Below are 21,479 nucleotides of genomic sequence, written 5' to 3'. Positions count from 1 at the left end.
ATAGGATTACTATACCACTTCAACGAAACGCATTAAGTGTCTAATTTGTTGGTGTCGTTGCAAAATTAAGGTCCAAAATGCCTTGGTAGCTTTGTGAACGAACCGAATCACTTGGGACCACCAAGCGAACACCCTGTGCATTATTTTGTTGGCTCAGGATGTCATTAAAGCCAACCCGTTGAAACTGACTGGTGGGATACACGGCTGTGTTTGTCATATCATTCGTGAAAATTGGCAAGGCACTGGTCGACAGTCGTGTGCTAACCCCATTTGCATCTGTGAAAACGAGGGGCTGATACAATTTGTCCACAGGATTCAGGGTGTTCGTCAACACGTTATTTTCTAACGAGGCTGTCATGGTCCACTTCGCGCCGGCCCCCGCATTCAGTGAATTAACTGCCGTCATGGTGAAATTTTGAGCCCGGTTTGGTGTTAACGTTTGCCCAGCCGTTATGGTCGCCGGTGAAAACGTCAATGGTGACACAGCCTGAACATACAGTTGTTCAACCAGCGGAACCACCACCGTTTCCGTCGTACTCATCCCACCAGATCCGTTCGTTGCTTTAACACTCAACGTTTCACCACCAATCGCTGCTCGGTTTAGCGTCACATTATACGTCCCGTCGCTAGCAACCGTTCCGGTTCCTAATTGATGGTTTGTGCTATCAGTCACCGTCACTGTGCTCCCAACTTGTGCTAACGTCCCGGTCACGGCCGTTGCGCCACTTCCGCTCACCACTGAGTGGGTCGTCGGGACAGAAATAATCAATGGAACGGTCCCCGTTGTTGCGTTATGCATACCCGGAACCGTTAGCGCCGCAGTATGTTGTTTTTGCGGATCTAACCCGTTTAAAATAGCAGTCTTATCGCTATATTTAATTCCGGTGGTGGTCCCGGCAGTTACTGGGGTGCCACGAGTGATCGGATTATCTGCCCCAACATCATTGCCGTCGATAACGAGGTCAGCGGGATTGCTCGTCGCTGGAAATCCGCTACCAGAGGCGGTTAACTGCCAACCGGCATTACTATCAGGTAATGATGTTTGCTGATTCCAGGCAATTTGGCTTGGTGAGTTGACCTGAATGCTTTGATTTTGTTGAACCGTAGTGGTGGTACTTGCCGATAATCCCTGGTTGGTCACCGTTACCGTCAGTGTTTCATTGGCAATCGCCGCACGATTCAGTGTGACCATATAGCTGCCATCGGACGCAACGGTCCCCGTCCCCAAAACATTATTACTACCATCGGTCACTGAAACACTGGCACCAATTGCACTTGAAGTTCCACTTACCTGCTTTTGTCCAGACCAGACCGAATTGACAGTTGGCTGGGCCGGGTTAACATATAACGGGATGCTGGTTGTACTTGTCCACGGATTTGTTGGACGCCCATTATGATAAGCCACAACTTTTAACGTGTGTCCGGTTGATGGTGATAAACCATCAAGGGCGGTCTTAATCGCTGACCAGTTTCGCGCCGCAATTTTTCCAGCATTGACGGTCAGAGTGGACCCGGTTGTGCTCGTATCACTTGTATTGAACGCGTCACCCGCAATTTGTTGACCGTCAATCATAAACGAAACACTGTTGATTTGGTCTGAAGTTGTGTAGTTAAACGCGGTCCCCACTGACAGCTGTAAAGATTGACCAAAGAAGGCCGGCATGGTTCCTGCCTTTTGATCATAAGTGATGGCCGATGGCACCGCCCCACCGTTAACCTGAGTCACACTCATATTTGGGTCCGTTACGGGTAAGGAAACGTTGTACAGCTCCAGTAAGCCCAGCGTTCTATTAACAACATTGACCGTATCGCCAACCTTCATCGGGGTCCCAATATCGCCAGACCAGTTGGTGACCTGGTTATTTAAGGTTAATTTTTGCGTCCCATTCAGGCTAATGATCAAACTTCCTAAGGTCCCTAACAAATCGTTAGCTCCGCGAACCGTTTGGCCGTTTTGGATTAACGTTGTTGCATCTAACCGGGTAATTAAATCCGGTATCTTTGCATCAGCGTTCTTATCTTTGTCATTTGTCGTTTCAGGCGTTGCTTCATTTGCTGGTTTTACCTGCTCATCATCTTCTTCCGGTTTCGACTGGTCATTTGCCTTCACCGGTTGTTGTGATTCATTTTGTGCCTGGTCATTCGCAAAACTCGTTATGCTCGTAATTCCGGTCATTCCGGTTACAAGCAACAGAGTCATCGCAATTCGGCCGAACCGCCGCCATCGTCTCATTTTGTCACCTCCTACCTTACGTACTGTTTACAACCGACTACTTCTCCTGACGTCGCCAAGCAAAGCGAACGATAATCCAAATTAGTCCACCGACAACGATTGCCAGTAACACACCGCCAGCAACGTACCATAGAACATTTCGTTCAGGCGCCTTATCTAACGCCTTTTTGTTCACCTTACTGGCGTCTTCCGAAGTAATGGTCATTTTTTTCGTAAACGACCACTGATGATCACTATTTTTGGCCGTCATTTTGACAACATATTTCCCGGGCAATAATTCATCCTTCCCGTAGAGAATCGGGAAATCAAAGTTTGAATTTGGCGCCATTCCGACATGTTCGAGTTTAGCTTCCTTCACAACCTTATTTGATCCTTCACGATAAACTTTCCCCGTCACCGTTAACCCACTAATAATTGCTGGCTGTGAATTTTGAAGGTTGGCAAAGATTCCCTTTCGGTAGTTTCGAAGTCCTGGCTTAACGTCGTTCAACGCCAGCTTTGGTGATACCGTGTGATCGACCGTTAACTTCATTCCAACTGCGTACCCATAACGGTTGTTAATGGTCATCCCTTTTGCTTCCTTTGTTTGTTGATCTTTAACCACCCGTTCAAAGTACCATGCGCCAAGGGCAACTCCCTTCGTCGCATCTTTCGGAACTTTAATGGTTGCCGTAAGTGTTTTTTCGCTATTTGCCGGCACCGTAATCACTTTATCCTCGTGCAACGTTACCCACTTCGTTAACGGCTGCTTTAACGTTTTATCTTGTTTCTTCGCCGGTGTTACGTATTCAATTTGGCCGTTCGCATTAGTATGGGCTGCATGAATCTCATTCTTGATTTTCATCGCCTTATTGCTACTGTTGTAGACCGTCATTTTAACTGTTTGTTCATCACCTGGTTGAACCTTTAAATCAAAATAGCTTTGCTTTTGATCAATCTGGTTTTTCGGTAGCTCAGCCTTCACACTAAAGCCAACTTCGGAAGCGTCATCCGCAGCGAAAGCGGTATGCGTCAATGTGCTTCCCATAAAAAAGCTCATCATCAAAATCAGTACTAACCGCCACTGTCCTCGTTGTTTCATTTGCTTCCTCCTTTTTGTTTGAACCACTACAAAATGTTTTCTAAGTAAAACGCCGGCGCGCGATTGAGCGGTTGCCGGCGTTGCCAATTATGATCATCATTCTCGGTCACTTCACCGTCTTCAATCATGAACCATCAATGGGCCAGTATTAAGCTGGCGCGTCTTGTAACGTCCACGTCAAGTCTGTTGAATAGGCTTCTGCTTTCGCAGTTCCACCCATAACTTGCAGTTGCACAGCACTTGGTTGCCAACGGTCAACCGTTAATCCAGCACCATTTCCTGCGGCGGCACCTAATAGAACCCCACCTGAAGAATCTAATGCGTTTGAAACGGCCGTGGCAACTGCACCATTACTTGTTCCTGATGCTGTCGCAACCGTCCCGGCTGGCAGTGTCAACGTTGCACCCGTCAAGGTATCACTAGTTACTGGTGCCTTCATTGGTGAACCACTCACCTTCAATGCCCAACCAGCCGTGGTCCCACGTTCATCTGACACTTGCGCGGACTGATAACCATTGATCATGTCTGACGTTGCTTTAGCCGTATATGTCTGGTTTGAACTACTGATAGGGTTTGCCCCAAAATCAATTAAGTTAGAAACATAGTTCAGCCGTAATGGTCCTGTCGCTCCTGTCCCCGGGTTCCCTGGATTAATAACCGGTCCACCACCTGGATTAGTTGGATCAACAGGACCACTCGGACCACTCCCCGGAAGGAAACTAGCAGTTACCTCTGTATGTGCAGTACCAACGTCTCCGGCTGCATGGACACCTATTGCTGGGCCTAACAGTAAAACTGCCGTTGCCATTGCACCAATGATCGTCGCTCTTTTTAACATATCCTCGCCTCCTTATCTTATCGTTCACATGCTTAACCGAAAGTGGTCATGACTTACATAATTGATAATGTTAGCATAACAATGATATCTATTCTTTTTCAAATCTTATGATTATTATAAATAAAAACGACTAGTCACCCTTTGATTCGGGAAACTAGTCGTTTTTATTAATTCGCTGTTTAGTTCATGCTCAATGAACGGTTCAACCAGTTTTCATCGTTAGGGTCCTCAGATCCACGCTGGTTTTTATCTAGCTTTGCGATTGATGCCATTTCTTCATCTGTTAATGAAAAATCAAAAACGTCGATATTCTGGGCAATTCGTTCTGGGTGAATGGACTTTGGAATGACCACGATTCCACGCTGCAAGTGCCACCGTAAGATAACCTGAGCGACCGACTTGCCGTGGGCTTCAGCAATCTTAATCAACGTTTCGTCTTCAAGGACACCGCTCTTTCCTTGACCCAATGGGCCCCATGCCTCGTGTACAATACCGAGACCCGTTAAATAGCTGTTTAAGTCGCCACGTTGGAAGTAAGGATGCGTTTCGATTTGGTCAATTGCTGGGGTGATTTCTGCACTTGCCAGTAGTTTATCCATTTGTGGCTTTTCAAAGTTTGAAACACCGATGGCCTTAATGCGACCAGCCTTGTACAAGTCTTCTAATGCACGCCACTTTTCCACGTACCCGTTACTTGGCCAATGGATTAAGTACAGATCCAGATAATCCATTTGGAGCTTTTTCAAACTTTCCTCAAACGCCGTAATCGTATCATCGTATGTCTGAACACTATCCCACAGCTTTGATGTGATGAATAAATTCTCACGTTTCACGTCGCTTTCAGCAAGTGCTTCACCGACACCGGCTTCATTGTGATAAATGGCCGCCGTATCAAAATGACGGTATCCATCAGCTAGCGCAGTCGTAACAGATGTTTTTAAGTCATCCTCGTTTTCAACCAGAAAGACCCCTAAACCTAATTGAGGAATTTGAACCCCGTTGTTTAACGTTACGTTTTCCATGTGTTGACCTCCTCTTAGTTATACCCCTTATTCTACTAACATTTTTAAAGTAAGCAAGCAGGTACTTTTGGGTAACTGTCTTAAACGCGAAAAAAAGCGCAGACTTCGACGCTTCTAATGCCCACCAGTGCTCATGAATAAGGACCATTCATAAGTGCCCACCTTTTGAACTGCCTAAACGCGAAAAAAAGCGCAGACTTCGACTCATCTAATGCCCACCAGGTGCTCATGAATAAGGACCATTCATAAGCGCCCACCTTTTGAACTGCCTAAACGCGAAAAAAAGCGCAGACTTCGACTCAGGTAATGCCCACCAGTGCTCATGAATAAAAACCATTCATAAGCACTGGTGGGCATTACCTGAGGGAACCTCCCGCGCTTTTTTTCGCTCTCAGTCTATCTTTGCACCAAAATTGCTGAAAACAGTGGGTACACCGGATTTGCCGGATTATTCAGTCCTTGCTGGCTCATTGCCGTCAGCAGATCATCCAGTGCCGCTTTTCGTGCGTCGTTTCCCAACGCCTTAGCGTCAATCGCTTGAAATTTCTCTGCAAAGTCCACCGCATTCGGCAGTCGGTACTTTTGCCAATACGCCGGTGTTAACAACGTTGCGTTTAACTTACCATGATCCTTCATGTGTGAAGCCCCCGTGGTCGTTATTATTTACTGCTCACATTCAGTATAACGAATCACCGCAAAATCGCCGCACCAAACGGGCTGGTTACGCTTCATTTTCTTGCCAGAGCCGTTCAAAGCTATCAACAATGGTCGTTTTAACGAACCCGTAATCAGCCACCACTGTTGGGCCCTTTCCACTGGCGCCAAAACGATCAACACAAACGTTGCATCCTCGTGATCCTGTAAATTCTGACCATCCAAAGGAACTCCCCATTTCGATGGCAATTCGTAAACTAACTTCCTTCGGCAACACCTGCTCTTGATAATCAGATGATTGCTGACGGAACAGTTCCATACTTGGCATCGACACAACTGCCACATCGTAAGATCGTTGTCGGAGTTCTTCTTGTGCGGCCACGGCTAACGCAACTTCTGAACCTGTAGCAATCAAAAGCCCATCCGGCGTTTGGCTCTTAGCTGGTGATAAAACGTACGCGCCTTTTTTTACCCCTTCTGTTGATGAACCAGACAGCTGTGGTGTCGCTTGGCGCGTTAAAACCAGGGCACTTGGCCGATCCGTTGTGTTAGCGATCGTTTGCCATGCCCCTAACGTTTCCGTTGCATCAGCGGGCCGAATGACGTTAACGTTTGGAACGCTCCGTAATGCTGCTAACTGCTCAATGGGTTCGTGTGTCGGACCATCTTCACCAACAGCCAGAGAATCGTGGGTAAAAATAAACGTTGATGGCAAGTGTTGAAGTGCAGCTAACCGAATGGCCGGTTTTAGATAATCACTAAACACAAAGAATGTGCTACAGAACGCGCGGGTTCCCCCGTGCAAATTAATCCCATTCGTAGCCGCAGCCATTCCAAACTCACGAACACCAAAGTAAATGTTGCGTCCTGCTGGTGCTAATGGTGTCATGGCCTGTTCCATTGGCAAACTTGTTTTATTTGATGATGATAAATCGGCTGAGCCACCCCAAAATTGCGGATTATGCGCCGCAATTTGTTGTAATAAATCTGCGTTCACAACGCGCGTAGCAACTGGTTTGGCATATTTTTCTGTGTCTAACGCTACATCAGTCAGTGATAAAGACGATTGTTCAAATTGAGCTGCCAATTTCGGATATGCTTCCCGATAACGGCTCAATTGATCAACCCACGCTGCGTGAGCTTGCTGTTTTTTTGAGACAGCCGTTTTGTACTGGCCATAGATTACCGGGGCAATTTCAAACGGTTCCGCTGACCAATCATAGAACTGGCGCATTGCCGCTACGTTAGCTTCTCCCAGTGCCGATCCATGAACCTTATTGGTTCCGGCGTCTGGTGTTCCGTAATCAATCACCGTTTTAACTTCAATCAAGCTCGGTCGTTCACTGCGCTGAGCATGCTCAATCGCCCTTGTTAACGCAGGTAGATCATTTCCATCAAGCACCTCATCGTAGTCCCACTGAGCAGCTTCAAATCGTTTTCGCACATCATCATTCGTGCTCAATGCTAACGGACCGTCTAATGAAACGTCATTAGAGTCATACAAAACGATCAGCTTGTTTAATCGCTTGTCACCAGCAATCCCTAGGGCTTCATGGCTAATCCCCTCCATTAGGTCACCATCACCAACCAATGCGTAGGTGTAGTGATCAATTAGTGGATATCCCGGGCGGTTTAATTGAGCTGCTAAATGCTTTTCAGCAAGCGCCATCCCAACAGCCATCCCCAGGCCTTGTCCCAGTGGCCCCGTTGTCGCATCGATTCCTGGTGTCTCTAAAATTTCCGGATGACCTGGTGTCTTTGAACCGCGCTGACGAAATTGTTTTAGATCCGCCATGCTCAAGTCAAACCCATTCAAATGCAACAAGCTGTAAAGCAACGCTGAACCATGGCCAGCACTTAAGACAAATCGATCACGGTTTGCCCATTTGGGATCAGCTGGATCAAATTGCATAAATCGTTCCCACAGTACGTAGGCCATCGGTGCTGCGTCAATGGGAAGGCCTGGATGACCACTATTGGCGCGCTCAATCATATCAACACTCAGGAAACGGAGTGCATCAACTGCGTCCTGATCCGTCTTTGTAAACGTCATTTTCTTCCCCTTTCACTACTTTGCCATCCGTGCCTTTTCACGGTTCGTTAGAACAACACTCAATAACAAGACGGCCACTAAGAACCCGACAATTCCAATCACAACAGCAAGTGTTCCCGCGCTCCCCAGTTTTCCAAGTAAGATTCCGGGAACCAAGTAATCCGTGTCTGCGAACGTCGATGACGCAAGTTTCAACGTCCCTAAAACCGGCAGGATCAGCAATGGTAACCAGCTGATCAACAAACTATTCACCGCCGAGCCAATAATTGCCCCCCGGCGACCACCAGTTGCATTCCCGTAAATTGCAGCGGCAGCGCCACAGAAGAAGTGACCAACCACACCGGGGATAATCACCGTCGTCTTCAACGCTAACATTACAAACATGCTGAGCGTTCCGACAATAAAGCTTGTAAAGAACCCAATCAACACAGCATTAGGGGCATACGGAAAGATAATTGGAACGTCCAACGCTGGTTTTGAGTTAGGTACCAGACGCGTTGCAATTCCCTGAAACGCAGGAACAATTTCAGCTAAAATCATCCGAACACCTTGTAAAACAACCACAAATCCAGCCGCAAACGTTCCGGCCTGAACCAGTGCATAGACCAGATAGTTTGTCCCGGCGCTCAACTTGCTTTCAACAAAGTGCGGTCCAGCAATCAGTGCTAACGCAATGTAGACGATTCCCATCAATAACGTAATTGAAACGGTTGAGTCCCGAAGAAAGCTCAGTCCCTTTGGCATTTCCATATCTTCGGTGCTTTTCTGTTTATTACCAAACAGTTGGCCCATTAACCCAGCAGTTGCATAACCGATGTTCCCGGTATGCCCCATCGCAACGTCATCGCCACCCGTAATTTTTCGCATGTATGGCTGACATAATGCTGGCGTCACTGTCAATAATGTTCCTTCAAAGATCCCGCCTAAAATGATTGTTTGCCAGCCAGTTCCAAGGTTAGCACTCACTAGAATAACGGCCGTCAAACAAGAAACATACAGCATTGCTTGCCCCGTCAAAAAGATGTACTTAAACCGAGTCACGCGGGCTAACACAATGTTGACGATCATCCCAACCAACATGATCAATGCAGTCGGTGTTCCGTACTTCACAAGGGCAATGGCGACCACTGCTTCGTTACTTGGAACAACCCCTTGAACATGCAACGCAAATTGAAACATCTTTGCAAATGGGGTCAGTGAATTACTGAGAATTCCAGCCCCACCAACAAGCACCAAAAAGCCAGCAAACGTCTTAATGGTCCCTTGGACCACTTCAGTTGTCTTTTTCTTCTGTAAAATCAAACCTAACATTGCAATCAACGCGACTAAAATTGCCGGCTGAGTGGCAATGGAGACAAATAAATTCAGTGTGCTCTTCATAATTTAAGTTCTCCTTCAGTTAGTCATGAACGATCTGTTCACGATCTAAGACAGTGTTAACGTGCGCGGCTGTTTCTTTCTTATCGATCAGGCTCTTTAACAAGATCACCCGGTCTTCTGGGATCCCGCTTAATGCATCCGCTAGTGTTGACTCCACAAAGAAATAATCAGCTGAATTAGCTGTGGCACTGCCAACATCAGAATGATCGACCGTAATGTCGTTTGCATCGACATCCACGTGTTCATCCTTTAAAATTTGTTGAACGTTCATTTGAACCATGAAGCTACTTCCCAAACCACTTTGACACACCGCTAAAATTTTCATTTTTTCCTCCGTTTATAACGTCCGTGTTTGAATAATCTCGACTAGTTCAGCTGCCGTTGTTGCAGCCTTTAAGCGCTGAACTGTTTGTTCATCCATCAATAATTGCATCAACTGCTTTAACACTTCTAAATGGCTGTCACTGTCGACAGCAGAAAGAACGAACCATAGCGTCACCAGGTGCTCATCGTTCACCAACGAAACTGGTTGAGCGGTCTTTAATAGTGCTAACGAAATTTTCTTTGCCCCATCCTCTGGTCGCGTGTGTGCCAGGGCAATATGTTCGCCAATGTTAATGTATGGCCCCTGTTCTTCAACTACGTTAACCATTGCGTCAACGTAGTCCGTTATGACACTGCCATTGGTAACTAACGGCTGGGCCGCAAGTCGAATCACCGCACGCCAATCTAGGTCTGACGCGTCAACCACTTGCACCGTTTGATCGGTTAACCATTCGTTTAACATGTTTTCACCTCCTCTTGCTCATTGATGAGTTAATCGTAGCATTGATGTAAGCGCCAACAAGTGCAATACTGACACTAGCAAAAATGCAAAAATTGCACCCTCTCACATTCATCAAAGGACATTTACGATGATCAACTATACGGACATTAAACATGGAAATGAGCTCCTCAATTTTCTGGTCAATAAGAATACGTTTGCCACGCTAACTGAGCTGGAAGACCACCTCAGCCTCTCTCGGCGTGGCGTTTTTTATGTTATTCACAAGGTCAATGCCGTTCTTAGCGAAGATCGCCTTGATACCATTTTGAACACCACTGGTGCGGGTTACTTTATTCCTGACGAGACCAAAAAAGAGCTCCTGAATCAACATTCAGGAGCTCAACCACCAGCCTACAGATTCACAAAAGCACAACGCTGCCAACTCATTATTTGGGATCTTATCAATCATCATAATCAGTCATTGACCCAGCTCGTTCACCAATTCCACATTTCTAAACACACAGCCATTGCTGACCTAAAAATTGTGCGGACAACCCTAACTGCCCATGGGCTCGATCTCGTTCAAACGTCAACGGGCAAGGCGATTGCCGGTGCGGAAATTGCTCAACGTAACTGGGTGTTAGAGGCGCTTAATGACCCACACTCTTTTCTTTTCAGTCAAATCACCACGACCTCAACACGGCTTGATTTGATTAACACCGAAATTCATCAACTGGAAAAGGCCACCGGTAACTACTTTACGGATGACGCCTTAACCACATTAGCTACGTTCATTTTGTGGTTTTTAGATCGCATCGCGACCCCTGAAGACCAGCTTCCAGACTCACCGGTTCGCAAAAGTTCGGTGGATTCCACTTCCATCAACTGGTCCATCAAGTTCTTAGCGGCACACGGTCACAATAACTTTAGTGAAGCCTACTTTCTTGGTCGCATTATTAACACGAGTCAATTTTATCAAGTCAACCAAACGGATACCCTTATCCAACAAATTTCCCCCATTGCTCGCCAGTTAATTGACCGGTTCAACACCGTTTCTGGTGCCAACATTGCCCCTCAAAAGCTGGAATTAACGTTAGCCACACATCTTCTGTCCACGTTTTATCGCGCGAAGTTTATGATTCCCTATCACCACCCCAACCTCAAACAGATCACCGAAGGCTTTAACGAACTATTCTCATTCACAAAGTACGCTGTTCATCCCTTTGAAGACTTCATCAATGGCCACCTTACTGATGATGAAGTGGCCCTTATTACCCTCTATTTCGGGGGCGAACTCCGGGCAATCGAAACTCAGCAAACGGGACAGCCAGACGTTCTTGTCGTCTGTTCCAGTGGCATCGGTACCTCGTTTATCCTGCAACAGCAGCTCACCCAGCGTTACCCAGAAATCGCCTTTTCACAACCACTCAGTGTCTTTCAGTATAAAAATCATGATTTAACGGCCACAAAACTAATCATTAGTACCATCACACTGCCCGTAACAACAAAAGTTCCGGTAGCCCAGGTTTCGCCCTTGCCGAACCGCCATGATTGGGAAACCATTGAAAAAGCACTTCTCAATGCTCATTTAACAGATACCCATTTCAACGAAGCTAACGTCAATTCCCTTCTCGATGTCATTAGTAATTATGCCCGAATTGAAGACGTCGCCGGTTTAACGGATGCCCTCCGGGGGTATTTAAATCAGCGTGGTTCCATGTCAAAAACGCCTGCTGTAACAGGCCTGACCAGTTTAAGCCGCTTACTGCCGGCAACTCACTTAGGCGTCGCCACAACGCCAACAACCTGGCAGCAGGCCATCTCGATAGCCCTTCAACCGCTCCTTACAGAACACTTGATTGAACCGCGTTACCTACAGACTGTCCTTGACCTCACCACGACAAACGGGCCTTACATGGTTCTAGGCAATGGCATTATGCTGGCACATGCCACCCCAAATGATGGCGTTTATGACCTGAGAATGAGCCTCCTTGTTCTGAATCACCCTGTCACAATTACTGTGCCAGATCACCCGCATTCAGAGCCGATTCACATCATTATCGGGTTGGCCCCGCTTGATCAAACCAGTCATCTCACCGCCTTGTCGCAACTTATGCAAAAGATTCAGGATGACAAGTGGGTTCACCGAATAAATCAGGCAAAAGATGTTGCAACCATCACCACCTTGTTAGAGCAACCGCTCAGCTAACCAAAAAACGCCGTTTGACCAGTAATCTTACTGACCAAACGGCGTTTTAAACGTTCTATTCGTGCTTATTTACTTTTGATGTAATCGAAGACTTGTTGACCAGCCTGACGTCCGAAGACAACGGTTTCGGCAATGGAGTTCCCACCGATCCGGTTGTTTCCGTGCAGTCCGCCGACGACTTCACCACCGGCAAACAGGCCAGTGATGACTGAACCGTCTTCTGTGAGGACTTGGGCCTTGTGGTTGGCCTTAACGCCACCCATCGTGTAGTGAACGGCTGGGGCGATGTGAATGGCGAAGAATGGTCCTTCGCTAATGTCACGATCCATCCCCGTTGTCCGTGAGAATTCGGCGTCATCATGGTTAGCAACGGCTGTGTTCCACTTAGCAACAGTCGCACCCAATGTGTCAGCGTCCATGTTCAACTTGCCGGCTAGGTCAGCCAAGCTTTCACCCGTAACAACAAGGCCAATGCTGTCGTAGAATTCAATGGCCTTGACCCGTGAACGAATGCCCTGATCAAGAATCAAGTAAGCACTGTGTTCTGGTAAGGCGGTGATTGAATCTGAAACGACCTTCCGCGTGTTTAATTCGTTAACAAACCGGCTTCCCGCTGCGTTAACCAGAATTGCCCCTTCACCACGCACGGCTTCACCGATCAAGAACGTGTGGGGGTTGTCTTGTTGAACCGTTGGGTGAACCTGGATCTGATCCATTTGAACCAGGGCAGCACCTGCGTCCGTTGCCAACTTCAACCCATCACCAGTGGCCCCAGGTTGGTTCGTCGTCTTGTAACCCTTTAAGTCAGGGCGGTAAGATTCGATCATTTCAGGGTTTGACCCAAATCCACCGGTAGCCAGGATAACTGCTTGGCCGTTAATGGTCTTGTGATCACCATTTGGCAACGTTGCTTCAACGCCCGTTACGACGTCGTCAGCATTCTTGTCGATCCGGTTTACAGTCACTTGAGTGAACAGTGGTAGTTGTTCAGCTTGCACTTGCTTTAACAGTTCTGTAACCAGGAAGCCACCGATTGGAGCCATACTTGATGGCCGGTGTGTCCGCATCTTGCTCATCCCACCGGTAATCGTCATGTCATCCAGTTTGATGCCGTGGTCAGCCAACCAGTCAATGGCAAGGGCTGAGTGTGTACTGAAGTATTGGAGCAAGTCCTTATCATTCAGCTCGCCACCACCCTTTAAGGTTTCAGCGTAGAAGTCTTCAAAACTGTCCACAACACCATGGTGCAACTGAACGTTTGTTTCAGCAGCGTTCATCCCGGATGAGGCACGAGTCGTGTTCCCACCGATTTTGTCCATCTTTTCAAGAATGACAGGCTTCAACCCCAGTTCATGTGCTTGCATCGCAGCCACTAAACCAGTGCTCCCGGAACCAATGACAACAACGTCGTATTGGTCTTGCAAGGTTGCAATATCACTTGGAACAAACCGAAATTTTTCAGGCATAATAATAATTTCCTTTCTTACTTAACAAGTTTTTCTTCACTGACAATTTCGTGAGCACGAACAAAATCCACAAAGTTGTCAAAACAGGTATCCAAAAATTGAGCGCTTCGTTCATCCACCAGCTGGCCGTTATCGTCCAACTTTTGGGTAACGTTAGCGAGTTGAAATTCATTTCCGGGTAACACCTCGGCGTTGACACCAGGTGAATCCAGAATCTGACGCAAGTTCATTTGAGCACGAACCGTTCCCTGAATGCCGTACGAACCCCCGACAATCATCACGGGCTTGTGATTAAACGAATGGCGTGCTGATGATAACCATTCAATCAGGCTCTTTAAACATGCGGGAACGGAATGATCATACTCAGGAACCCCGAAAATGACACCATCCGCAGCTAGGATCTTCTGATCAATATTTTCAATAACCGTTGGGATATCAGTCATTGCGTCCTCGTTAAACAGTGGGACATCCTTGATCTCTTGAACTTCAATTTCTGCTTGATCAGCAAAATGTGACTTCATGTAATTCAGTAGAACACGATTATACGACTTACTCGCATTCGTGCCCACAATGGCAATAAACCGTGGCATAGTTGCTCTCCCTTGTTTCAGTTAGCACCATTGATTGCTTAGCACCCGTCACCATTCATTGACTTGCGCTTTTTTTCACTTAGTAATCAAATGGTCTCCTTAACAATTCTCCCTTGTAGAATAACCGTTCACAGTGAGTATAGTCAAACGTTTGTGAATTAATTAATTTTATTTATATGACGCCCATTTTCTTTCTTTGTTATCGTTAGCGTTCATCCCCGTAAAGCGCTACAATAGCTCTAAAATTATCCCAGAGGAGTTTTCCCCATGACACTAAACTACCAAGACATTGAGGCCGCTGTGAACGCTGAACAAGACGCAGGTGGCTTTGCTAAACTGATGCAGGCCTTTTCAGTGCTGGGCGTAACCCGTTATGATTACCTCGTTGCTGAGGGCCTTTACCGCTATTATGACGCGGATAGCCACGTTGACCTTGCAATGAACGGTGTGCCAAAGCCTGTTGCCAAGGTGGGCAATCAAGAAGCCATCATCGCTGCGGTTCGTGGTGCTCAGGCTGGTAACTTTGACTTTGAGCGCTTTGCAGAACTTGCTGGTGAAGCCGGCGTGCCCGTTTGGACCAGCGATCTCGTTGCTAAAGAGGTCACTTATTACGATGGGGACCACAACGCCCTTCATGTTGAACCAATTCCCGGATTATAATAACCACAAAACGGCCATCATGACTGACATGTCTTTCACGTCAGCCATGATGGCCGTTTTACTCATTATTTTTCTTTTAGCCTTCAGAAGCGTCTGCTTCACTTCGTTTGACGACCATCACATTGACCTTGGCTTTGTTCACCACAAAGTCTGTGACGGATCCCAACACGGTTTGGCTAAACGCATCCATCCCGGTAGCACCAATGACGATTAAATCAATTTGGTGTTCTGCTGGGTAATCAAGGGCAATTGTCTTCTTCACGTTGCCCTCAACGACGTGCGCCTCGACGTTTGTAACCCCCGCCTTGTCTAACCGTGTCATGATCTTTTTGAGGTATGCCTTGAAATCGACTAGCAGATCGTTATCAAACTCACGAACAGCTAACCCGACACCAATGTTGGCCGCCGTGTATGCAGGCAGATAAACCCGAATTAAGTGTAAATGGGCGCCGGTTTCTTTAGCGATATCAATCGCCGCCGTTAAGGCCTGTTCCGCGTTTTCTGAACCATCTAGTGGCACTAAAATTTGTTTCGGTGAAAAACTCATTTTAAATCCCTCCTCGACTCGTCTGATCTTCCTTAACTATACGTGAACGAACCATGAAACAGCAATTATTTTGCTCTGCTGGTTCGGGCGCGTCACCTTATTTAGCCGACAGTCAGCCCTCTTTTCGACTATGGTTGCTTGTTCCCTGATATTTAACCATCGTTTCACGTGAAACACATCAATTTTTTGGCTTAAGCATGATAAAATAGGTCCACTATCATAATCTTGGGAACACCAATCAAACGAGGATAACACTATATGGATTTTATGCCGTACCTAACCTTTCACGGCCAAGCAGCACAGGCCTTAACCTTCTATCGCTCCATCTTTGGCGGCGAACTCAACCTTAACCGTGCTGGCGAGCTATTTCCTGATGCCAGTGACGACGTTAAGAATCTAATCGTCCATGGAACACTTGCCATTCCCGATTCATTTACCATCACAGCCCTCGATGTCATTCCTGGCGCGCCCGACGTCACACCCGGTAACACCACTTCAATGGGTCTTCACTTAGAATCAGTTGGTAAAGCTGTCATGTTGTTTCAACTCCTAGCAGATCAAGGCACCGTGGTGCTCCCGTTAGAACAGCACGACTGGGGCGGCTACTTTGGCGTCCTAACTGATCACTTCGGCGTTCGCTGGAATATTGATGCATAAATTTAAAATCCCACTCAGAAAAATTTCTGAGTGGGATTTTGCTTACTTAGTGTATAGTGCGCTCACTTGTTCCTGAACGAGTTTATGATTCAAGAAGTCATCGTACGTTGTGTCTGCGCGTTCCACAACACCCTTATCGCTCACCTCGACAATGTGGTTTGCAATCGTCTGGATGAATTCGTGGTCATGTGAGGTAAAGACAATGGCACCCTTAAAATCAATCAGACTGTTGTTCAACGCTGTGATTGATTCCAAGTCCAAGTGGTTCGTTGGGTCATCCATCAACAGAACGTTGGCTTTACTCAACATCATCTTAGATAACATGGACCGAACCTTTTCGCCCCCTGACAAGACGTTTACCTCACGCATAACGTCTTCACCAGAGAAGAGCATTTTCCCTAAGAAACCACGGAGGAACGTGTTGTCATCCTCACCCTTTGGCGCAAACTGACGTAACCAGTCCAAGATCGTTAAACTCGAATCCTCAAACTGACTGTTAAAGTCACGTGGCAGATACGTTGTTGACGTCGTTTGACCCCAAGTAACTGTTCCGGTATCAGGTTCCATTTCGCCAGCAATAATTTGCATCAGCGTGGTGGTTGCTAAATCATTCCGGCTGATCAACGCCGTCTTTTCATTTGGCCGCAGAGTAAACGTAATGTTATCCAAAATTTGGACCCCATCAATTGCCTTTGAAACGCCATCCACCCGGAGTAGGTCATTACCAATTTCACGGTCTGGCGTAAATTGGATAAATGGGTACTTACGTGACGATGGTTTGATGTCATCTAACGTAATTTTATCCAACTGCTTTTTCCGTGAAGTGGCCTGCTTTGACTTAGACGCGTTGGCACTAAACCGGGCGATAAAGTCTTGCAGTTCCTTAATTTGTTCTTCCTTTTTCTGGTTGGCGCTCGACGTTAACTTGGCAGCCAATTCGCTACTTTCCATCCAGAAATCGTAGTTCCCAACAAACAGTGTGATCTTTCCAAAGTCCACGTCACACATGTGCGTGCAGACCTGGTTCAAAAAGTGCCGGTCATGTGACACAACGATCACGGTGTTTTGGTAGTCGGCCAAGAAGTTTTCCAACCAGCTGATTGATTGAACGTCCAGCCCGTTGGTCGGCTCGTCCAGGAGCAGAATGTCAGGATTACCAAACAAGGCTTGTCCCAATAACACCTTCACCTTTTGGGGTTCGGTCAATTCGCTCATCTTCACATGGTGCATGCTTTCATCGATTCCGAGCGCCTGCAACATCTGGCTTGCTTCAACTTCGGCATTCCAGCCATCCAGTTCGGCAAATTCACCCTCTAATTCAGCGGCCTTCATGCCATCCTCATCAGAAAAATCAGGTTTTGCGTACAACGCATCCTTTTCCTTCATGATTTGGTACAGCTTTTCATGCCCCCGGATCACCGTATCCATCACTTCTTCGTCTTCAAAGGCAAAGTGGTTTTGGTTCAGACTGGACATCCGCTCGTTTGGCCCGAGTGAAACGGTTCCCGTTGTTGGCTTCAATTCACCGTCGATAATCTTCAAAAACGTTGATTTACCGGCACCGTTAGCTCCGATAACACCGTAACAGTTCCCCGGTGTAAATTTTAAATTAATGTCTTCGTACAGTTTTCGTGTTCCAAACTGCATGCTGACGTTGTTAACAGTTAACATTAAGTCCCTCACATAATCTTTTTAAATGACAACAAACAACTTTTTGACCGCACCACTTCATGCGGTTGACTGACCATCAGGTAAGCGTTTCTTCGTTTACACGAAAGAGCACTTATGGAAGTAGCCCCCATAAGTGTTCTTTCACATAATCCGCGTGTGCCTCAAGCAAATGCACGCCGCACGCTTCTTTAATTACAATCAATTAGTTGTTCTAGGTTATCACATTTTTCGTGTTTCGTCTAAGGGAACCTACTTACTGGACGTCCGTTTGGTTAACGTCCCACCGGTCGTTTTGCCGGCTTGGTAACAACATCAAAATGAAGAACCAGATCCAACCAATGATTGGCAACGCGTACAACAAAATCCACCAGTTGCTGCGCCCGGTATCGTGAAGCCGCCGGGCCCGAATCGTAAATTCTGCTAACCAGATCAACACTGCAAAAATCCCAAACAACAACGTGGGGCCACTAAAATGATGAATCAAATAATCGGGGCTAAACGTATTCGGATTTACATCTGTTAACCAGCCCACTACGGCCACCACGATAATGTTAATAAACCACGGAATCCAGTACTGAGACCGTGTTGCCGTTGCGTCCCAAACAAACATTTTGCGCCAAAACTCTTGATAACTTTGCATGTTTAGCCACCCCTTTAATGATTGATTACATTCATTATATCGACTAGTAAATAACAATACAGCTAATTTGCCTTATCATTAATCTTTAGAACGTTGTCGCCATCGTTTGGGCCTGTTTAACGGCGTTTGCGATGATTTGATCCGCATGGTCTGGGTCAGCATCTGCGCCCTCTACATAGAGACCACGAACATCGTCAACACCAAAAAATTTCATCGTGTGCATTAAGTAGGCGTCGCCGAAATCAAACGTTGCGTGGTCCTGCGCCCCGGTTCCATGGTACACGCCACCAGCCGACTGAATGTGCACCATTTTCTTATCGTGAAGAAGCCCCTTAGGCCCCGCCAGCGTGTAAGCAAACGTCTTATGTGCCACGGAGATCACGTCAATGTACTGCTTCATTTCGGCCGGCAGAAAGTGATTATACATCGGGTTAATAAAGACATAACGGTCGTAATCCACAAATTCATCAATTTCTTCCTGGTGCCGTTTCATCATCGTTTGAAGTTCAATTGGTAACGCTGATAGCGGTTTGCCATACTTCAGCTGTTTCCACGCATCAAACGTTTGGTTATTAATGGGTGGCACCCCTTCGGTATAGAGGTCGTGAATGGTGACAAGGTCATCTGGGTGTGCCGTTTGATACGCTTCGATAAACGCTTGGCCAACCGTCAATGATTTTGAATCGGTTTGTGTTTGTGGGTGTGCTTCAATAACTAACATTTTTTTCATAATAAAACTTCCTTTTCGTTTTTTGTTGATGTGTAAACATTAATCCATTTTAGTTAACATGTCAACAAAAAATATAAACTCATTGGTTGGATCAACAAAAGAGCCCCGTTTCTCCCAAAATTTAAGGGAAAAACGGGGCTCTTTATCATGCGCTTATTAAACGGAACCTTAGTCTAAGCGTTTAATTTCGATTTTGTCATCCACCAAATCAGCTTCCAACTTCTTTGCGTCAAGGTGATCCAGGTAGAAGTCCGTGACGCGATCACGAATCTCTTGTTCGATCACACGCCGTAATGGCCGTGCACCCATGGCTTCATCATACCCCTGGTCAATCAACCAGGCCTTGGCGTCATCTGTGACCGTTAACGTAATGTCTTTTTTCGCTAACGTCTTGTTCACATCCACGATCATAAGATCCACGATTTGTTGCAGATCATCTTTGGTCAAGTGGCTAAATTCCACGATGCCGTTAAACCGGTTCAAAAATTCAGGCCGGAAGTATGGTGTCAGCTTGTCCATCAATTTTTCATCGTGCTTTGTGTCCGCCGTTAATTGTTCGTTACCAAACCCGGCGTTAGACGTCGCAATCACGATTGTGTTTTTGAAGTCCACAACGTTGCCTTGTCCGTCCGTTAACCGACCATCATCCATCACCTGAAGTAACAGGGTCAGGACCTGTGGGTTGGCCTTTTCAATTTCATCCAGCAACACAATGGAGTATGGGTTCCGACGAACCTTTTCCGTCAATGTGTTGGCGTTGTCTTCATAACCAACGTACCCGGCAGTCGTCCCAATCAACTTGGAAACTGCGGTCGTATCCGTGTATTCACTCATGTCCAACCGGATGATCGCGTCCTTGTTTCCAAACAGATCAAGGGCAAGTTGCTTAGCTAATTCAGTCTTTCCGACCCCAGTTGGGCCAACAAACAGGAAGCTTCCAATTGGCCGGTTCCCTTCGTCAAAACCAGCCCGGTTCCGGCGAATGGCGCGGGCTACAAGGTTCACCGCTTCATCTTGACCGATGACCTTACCCTTCAGCCGTTCGTTGATGGTCTTTAACCGTTCGATGTCGCTAGCGCCCATTTGTGATACGGGAATGCCAGTCAGCCGCTCAACGGCTTCTGCCACATCGTTCACCGTTGCCACTGGCCGTTTTTCATCACCGTCATCACTAGCTAACTGGGCCTTCAGCTTGTCGACCATCGTCTTTGCTGTGCTAGCTGCTTCAAAGTCTTCCCTATCAGCGGCAGCCTGTTTATCTTGCTCAGCTTGCTTAAGCTGGGCTTCCAAACTGACTTTATCCGTCACCGGATGTTGCGCAGCCAAGTGAGCAGCCGTCATGTCCAACAGGTCAATGGCCTTATCTGGCAAGGAACGTTGTGGAATGTACTGGATGGAATAATCCACCGCAGCCTTCAACACATCATCTGGCAAGTCCACACTGTGGTGATCTTGGTACAACGCCCGAATCCCCTGAAGGATGGCAAACGTTGCTTCTGCACTTGGTGCGTTAACCGTAACGTCGTTAAACCGCCGTGCCAACGCTGCGTTTTTCATGATCGTATTCCGGTATTCGTCCTGCGTTGTGGCACCGATCACAGTCAGTTCACCACGACTCAACGCTGGCTTAATGATGTCAGCCAGTCCCTTACCACCATCTTCGCCGCCAGTGGACCCGGTACCCAAAATTTGATGGATTTCATCAAAGAACAAGATGACGTTGCCCGCCTGTTTAACTTCCTTGATCAAGTTTTGAATGTTTTCTTCAAAGCTTCCGCGGTATTGAGTCCCTGCTTCGAGCGATGACAGGTCGATGGACCATAATTCCTTGTCCTTGATGGCCGCTGGGACATCGCCACTAACAATCGCTTGGGCTAACCCTTCCACAACAGCGGTCTTTCCGACTCCGGCGTCCCCGACTAAAATCGGGTTATTTTTCGTCCGCCGACTTAAAATTTCAGCAGTTTCCTGAATTTCTTTGTTCCGGCCAATCACCGGATCCAGTTCACCATCACGCGCTTCCTGCGTTAAATTGCGACCCAGCTTTGTCAACACGCCCTGCTTCCCAGCAGTGCCTGGTTGTTTTTGTGACGATTGGGCCGTTGGTTGTGATAACCGCCCCGTTTGCCGATATTCGGCAAATTCTTCCGGCGTCATCTCGCGACCGTTAACCAAGTAACGCGCTTCTGAATTAACGCCGTTCACGCGGCCCATTAATTGGTTAAAAATGTCATCCATGTTTGTGCCAAACGGGTCGTTTGAGTAATTTTGTTGTGCCATAT

General features: G+C 47.0%; 19 protein-coding genes. 3 read left to right on the top strand and 16 right to left on the bottom strand.

The window, feature by feature from the left end:
* Window positions 1–40: 40 nt before the first annotated feature.
* From ACRYI5_RS07845 to ACRYI5_RS07805, 9 genes are all read right to left on the bottom strand, one after another.
* A complete protein-coding gene (locus ACRYI5_RS07845; protein ID WP_448224897.1) occupies window positions 41–2,233 on the bottom strand; it encodes an Ig-like domain-containing protein in 2,193 nt (730 codons plus the stop codon).
* 37 nt (window positions 2,234–2,270) lie between these two features.
* Window positions 2,271–3,314 (bottom strand): DUF916 and DUF3324 domain-containing protein, encoded by a 1,044-nt coding sequence (locus ACRYI5_RS07840; RefSeq protein ID WP_448224896.1) that lies wholly within the window; start codon window positions 3,312–3,314, stop codon window positions 2,271–2,273.
* Window positions 3,315–3,462: 148 nt separating this feature from the next.
* A complete protein-coding gene (locus ACRYI5_RS07835) occupies window positions 3,463–4,152 on the bottom strand; it encodes a WxL domain-containing protein (protein WP_448224895.1) in 690 nt (229 codons plus the stop codon).
* A 179-nt stretch (window positions 4,153–4,331) separates the two neighbouring features.
* Window positions 4,332–5,174, bottom strand: a complete 843-nt coding sequence (locus ACRYI5_RS07830; RefSeq protein WP_448224894.1) for an aldo/keto reductase — start codon at window positions 5,172–5,174, stop codon at window positions 4,332–4,334.
* A gap of 396 nt (window positions 5,175–5,570) precedes the next feature.
* A complete protein-coding gene (locus ACRYI5_RS07825; protein WP_407880727.1) occupies window positions 5,571–5,810 on the bottom strand; it encodes a hypothetical protein in 240 nt (79 codons plus the stop codon).
* 85 nt (window positions 5,811–5,895) lie between these two features.
* Window positions 5,896–7,881 (bottom strand): transketolase, encoded by a 1,986-nt coding sequence (gene tkt / locus ACRYI5_RS07820; RefSeq protein ID WP_448224893.1) that lies wholly within the window; start codon window positions 7,879–7,881, stop codon window positions 5,896–5,898.
* A 15-nt stretch (window positions 7,882–7,896) separates the two neighbouring features.
* Window positions 7,897–9,261: a PTS ascorbate transporter subunit IIC gene (locus tag ACRYI5_RS07815; protein ID WP_448224892.1), complete on the bottom strand. Its 1,365-nt coding sequence runs from the start codon at window positions 9,259–9,261 to the stop codon at window positions 7,897–7,899.
* A gap of 19 nt (window positions 9,262–9,280) precedes the next feature.
* On the bottom strand, window positions 9,281–9,586 hold the full coding sequence (locus tag ACRYI5_RS07810; protein ID WP_448224891.1) for a PTS sugar transporter subunit IIB: 306 nt from the start codon (window positions 9,584–9,586) through the stop codon (window positions 9,281–9,283).
* 12 nt (window positions 9,587–9,598) lie between these two features.
* Entirely contained in the window at window positions 9,599–10,048 is a 450-nt protein-coding gene (locus ACRYI5_RS07805; protein ID WP_448224890.1) for a PTS sugar transporter subunit IIA, read from the bottom strand.
* Between the two features lie 127 nt (window positions 10,049–10,175).
* On the opposite strand from ACRYI5_RS07805, the gene ACRYI5_RS07800 reads away from it, so the two are divergent.
* Window positions 10,176–12,236, top strand: a complete 2,061-nt coding sequence (locus ACRYI5_RS07800; protein ID WP_448224889.1) for a BglG family transcription antiterminator — start codon at window positions 10,176–10,178, stop codon at window positions 12,234–12,236.
* A 65-nt stretch (window positions 12,237–12,301) separates the two neighbouring features.
* Here ACRYI5_RS07800 and ACRYI5_RS07795 read toward each other — a convergent pair whose 3' ends face one another.
* A complete protein-coding gene (locus ACRYI5_RS07795; protein WP_448224888.1) occupies window positions 12,302–13,702 on the bottom strand; it encodes a flavocytochrome c in 1,401 nt (466 codons plus the stop codon).
* A gap of 17 nt (window positions 13,703–13,719) precedes the next feature.
* Window positions 13,720–14,292, bottom strand: coding sequence for an NADPH-dependent FMN reductase (locus ACRYI5_RS07790; RefSeq protein ID WP_407880715.1), 573 nt, complete (start codon window positions 14,290–14,292; stop codon window positions 13,720–13,722).
* A 267-nt stretch (window positions 14,293–14,559) separates the two neighbouring features.
* Here ACRYI5_RS07790 and ACRYI5_RS07785 point away from each other — a divergent pair, with 267 nt between their 5' ends.
* Window positions 14,560–14,952 carry a DUF1398 family protein gene (locus ACRYI5_RS07785; protein ID WP_448224887.1) on the top strand — a complete coding sequence of 131 codons (393 nt, stop codon included), beginning with the start codon at window positions 14,560–14,562 and terminating at the stop codon, window positions 14,950–14,952.
* Window positions 14,953–15,028: 76 nt separating this feature from the next.
* On the opposite strand, the gene ACRYI5_RS07780 is transcribed toward ACRYI5_RS07785, so the two are convergent.
* Window positions 15,029–15,499 carry a universal stress protein gene (locus ACRYI5_RS07780; protein ID WP_448224886.1) on the bottom strand — a complete coding sequence of 157 codons (471 nt, stop codon included), beginning with the start codon at window positions 15,497–15,499 and terminating at the stop codon, window positions 15,029–15,031.
* Window positions 15,500–15,757: 258 nt separating this feature from the next.
* On the opposite strand from ACRYI5_RS07780, the gene ACRYI5_RS07775 reads away from it, so the two are divergent.
* Window positions 15,758–16,156, top strand: a complete 399-nt coding sequence (locus ACRYI5_RS07775; protein ID WP_448224885.1) for a VOC family protein — start codon at window positions 15,758–15,760, stop codon at window positions 16,154–16,156.
* Between the two features lie 42 nt (window positions 16,157–16,198).
* On the opposite strand, the gene ACRYI5_RS07770 is transcribed toward ACRYI5_RS07775, so the two are convergent.
* The 4 genes from ACRYI5_RS07770 to ACRYI5_RS07755 all read right to left on the bottom strand — a co-directional run bounded on the left by ACRYI5_RS07770 (window position 16,199) and on the right by ACRYI5_RS07755 (window position 21,477).
* On the bottom strand, window positions 16,199–17,827 hold the full coding sequence (locus tag ACRYI5_RS07770) for an ABC-F family ATP-binding cassette domain-containing protein (RefSeq protein WP_448224884.1): 1,629 nt from the start codon (window positions 17,825–17,827) through the stop codon (window positions 16,199–16,201).
* 253 nt (window positions 17,828–18,080) lie between these two features.
* Window positions 18,081–18,467: a DUF805 domain-containing protein gene (locus ACRYI5_RS07765; RefSeq protein ID WP_448224883.1), complete on the bottom strand. Its 387-nt coding sequence runs from the start codon at window positions 18,465–18,467 to the stop codon at window positions 18,081–18,083.
* A gap of 85 nt (window positions 18,468–18,552) precedes the next feature.
* Window positions 18,553–19,197: an FMN-dependent NADH-azoreductase gene (locus ACRYI5_RS07760; protein WP_448224882.1), complete on the bottom strand. Its 645-nt coding sequence runs from the start codon at window positions 19,195–19,197 to the stop codon at window positions 18,553–18,555.
* Window positions 19,198–19,365: 168 nt separating this feature from the next.
* Entirely contained in the window at window positions 19,366–21,477 is a 2,112-nt protein-coding gene (locus ACRYI5_RS07755; protein ID WP_448224881.1) for an ATP-dependent Clp protease ATP-binding subunit, read from the bottom strand.
* Between the last annotated feature and the right edge of the window lie 2 nt (window positions 21,478–21,479).

Source organism: Furfurilactobacillus sp. WILCCON 0119 (genome assembly GCF_053471565.1).
This window is presented reverse-complemented; position numbering and strand designations above follow the sequence as displayed.

What these genes read in the sequence shown, in the direction of transcription:
- ACRYI5_RS07825 (WP_407880727.1), bottom strand. Translation starts at nt 5,810, where the DNA reads ATGAAGGATCATGGTAAGTTAAACGCAACGTTGTTAACACCGGCGTAT.
- ACRYI5_RS07765 (WP_448224883.1), bottom strand. Translation starts at nt 18,467, where the DNA reads ATGCAAAGTTATCAAGAGTTTTGGCGCAAAATGTTTGTTTGGGACGCA.
- ACRYI5_RS07815 (WP_448224892.1), bottom strand. Translation starts at nt 9,261, where the DNA reads ATGAAGAGCACACTGAATTTATTTGTCTCCATTGCCACTCAGCCGGCA.
- tkt (WP_448224893.1), bottom strand. Translation starts at nt 7,881, where the DNA reads ATGACGTTTACAAAGACGGATCAGGACGCAGTTGATGCACTCCGTTTC.
- ACRYI5_RS07755 (WP_448224881.1), bottom strand. Translation starts at nt 21,477, where the DNA reads ATGGCACAACAAAATTACTCAAACGACCCGTTTGGCACAAACATGGAT.
- ACRYI5_RS07810 (WP_448224891.1), bottom strand. Translation starts at nt 9,586, where the DNA reads ATGAAAATTTTAGCGGTGTGTCAAAGTGGTTTGGGAAGTAGCTTCATG.
- ACRYI5_RS07835 (WP_448224895.1), bottom strand. Translation starts at nt 4,152, where the DNA reads ATGTTAAAAAGAGCGACGATCATTGGTGCAATGGCAACGGCAGTTTTA.
- ACRYI5_RS07805 (WP_448224890.1), bottom strand. Translation starts at nt 10,048, where the DNA reads ATGTTAAACGAATGGTTAACCGATCAAACGGTGCAAGTGGTTGACGCG.
- ACRYI5_RS07785 (WP_448224887.1), top strand. Translation starts at nt 14,560, where the DNA reads ATGACACTAAACTACCAAGACATTGAGGCCGCTGTGAACGCTGAACAA.
- ACRYI5_RS07845 (WP_448224897.1), bottom strand. Translation starts at nt 2,233, where the DNA reads ATGAGACGATGGCGGCGGTTCGGCCGAATTGCGATGACTCTGTTGCTT.
- ACRYI5_RS07790 (WP_407880715.1), bottom strand. Translation starts at nt 14,292, where the DNA reads ATGCCACGGTTTATTGCCATTGTGGGCACGAATGCGAGTAAGTCGTAT.
- ACRYI5_RS07830 (WP_448224894.1), bottom strand. Translation starts at nt 5,174, where the DNA reads ATGGAAAACGTAACGTTAAACAACGGGGTTCAAATTCCTCAATTAGGT.
- ACRYI5_RS07760 (WP_448224882.1), bottom strand. Translation starts at nt 19,197, where the DNA reads ATGAAAAAAATGTTAGTTATTGAAGCACACCCACAAACACAAACCGAT.
- ACRYI5_RS07840 (WP_448224896.1), bottom strand. Translation starts at nt 3,314, where the DNA reads ATGAAACAACGAGGACAGTGGCGGTTAGTACTGATTTTGATGATGAGC.
- ACRYI5_RS07780 (WP_448224886.1), bottom strand. Translation starts at nt 15,499, where the DNA reads ATGAGTTTTTCACCGAAACAAATTTTAGTGCCACTAGATGGTTCAGAA.
- ACRYI5_RS07775 (WP_448224885.1), top strand. Translation starts at nt 15,758, where the DNA reads ATGGATTTTATGCCGTACCTAACCTTTCACGGCCAAGCAGCACAGGCC.
- ACRYI5_RS07800 (WP_448224889.1), top strand. Translation starts at nt 10,176, where the DNA reads ATGATCAACTATACGGACATTAAACATGGAAATGAGCTCCTCAATTTT.
- ACRYI5_RS07770 (WP_448224884.1), bottom strand. Translation starts at nt 17,827, where the DNA reads ATGTTAACTGTTAACAACGTCAGCATGCAGTTTGGAACACGAAAACTG.
- ACRYI5_RS07795 (WP_448224888.1), bottom strand. Translation starts at nt 13,702, where the DNA reads ATGCCTGAAAAATTTCGGTTTGTTCCAAGTGATATTGCAACCTTGCAA.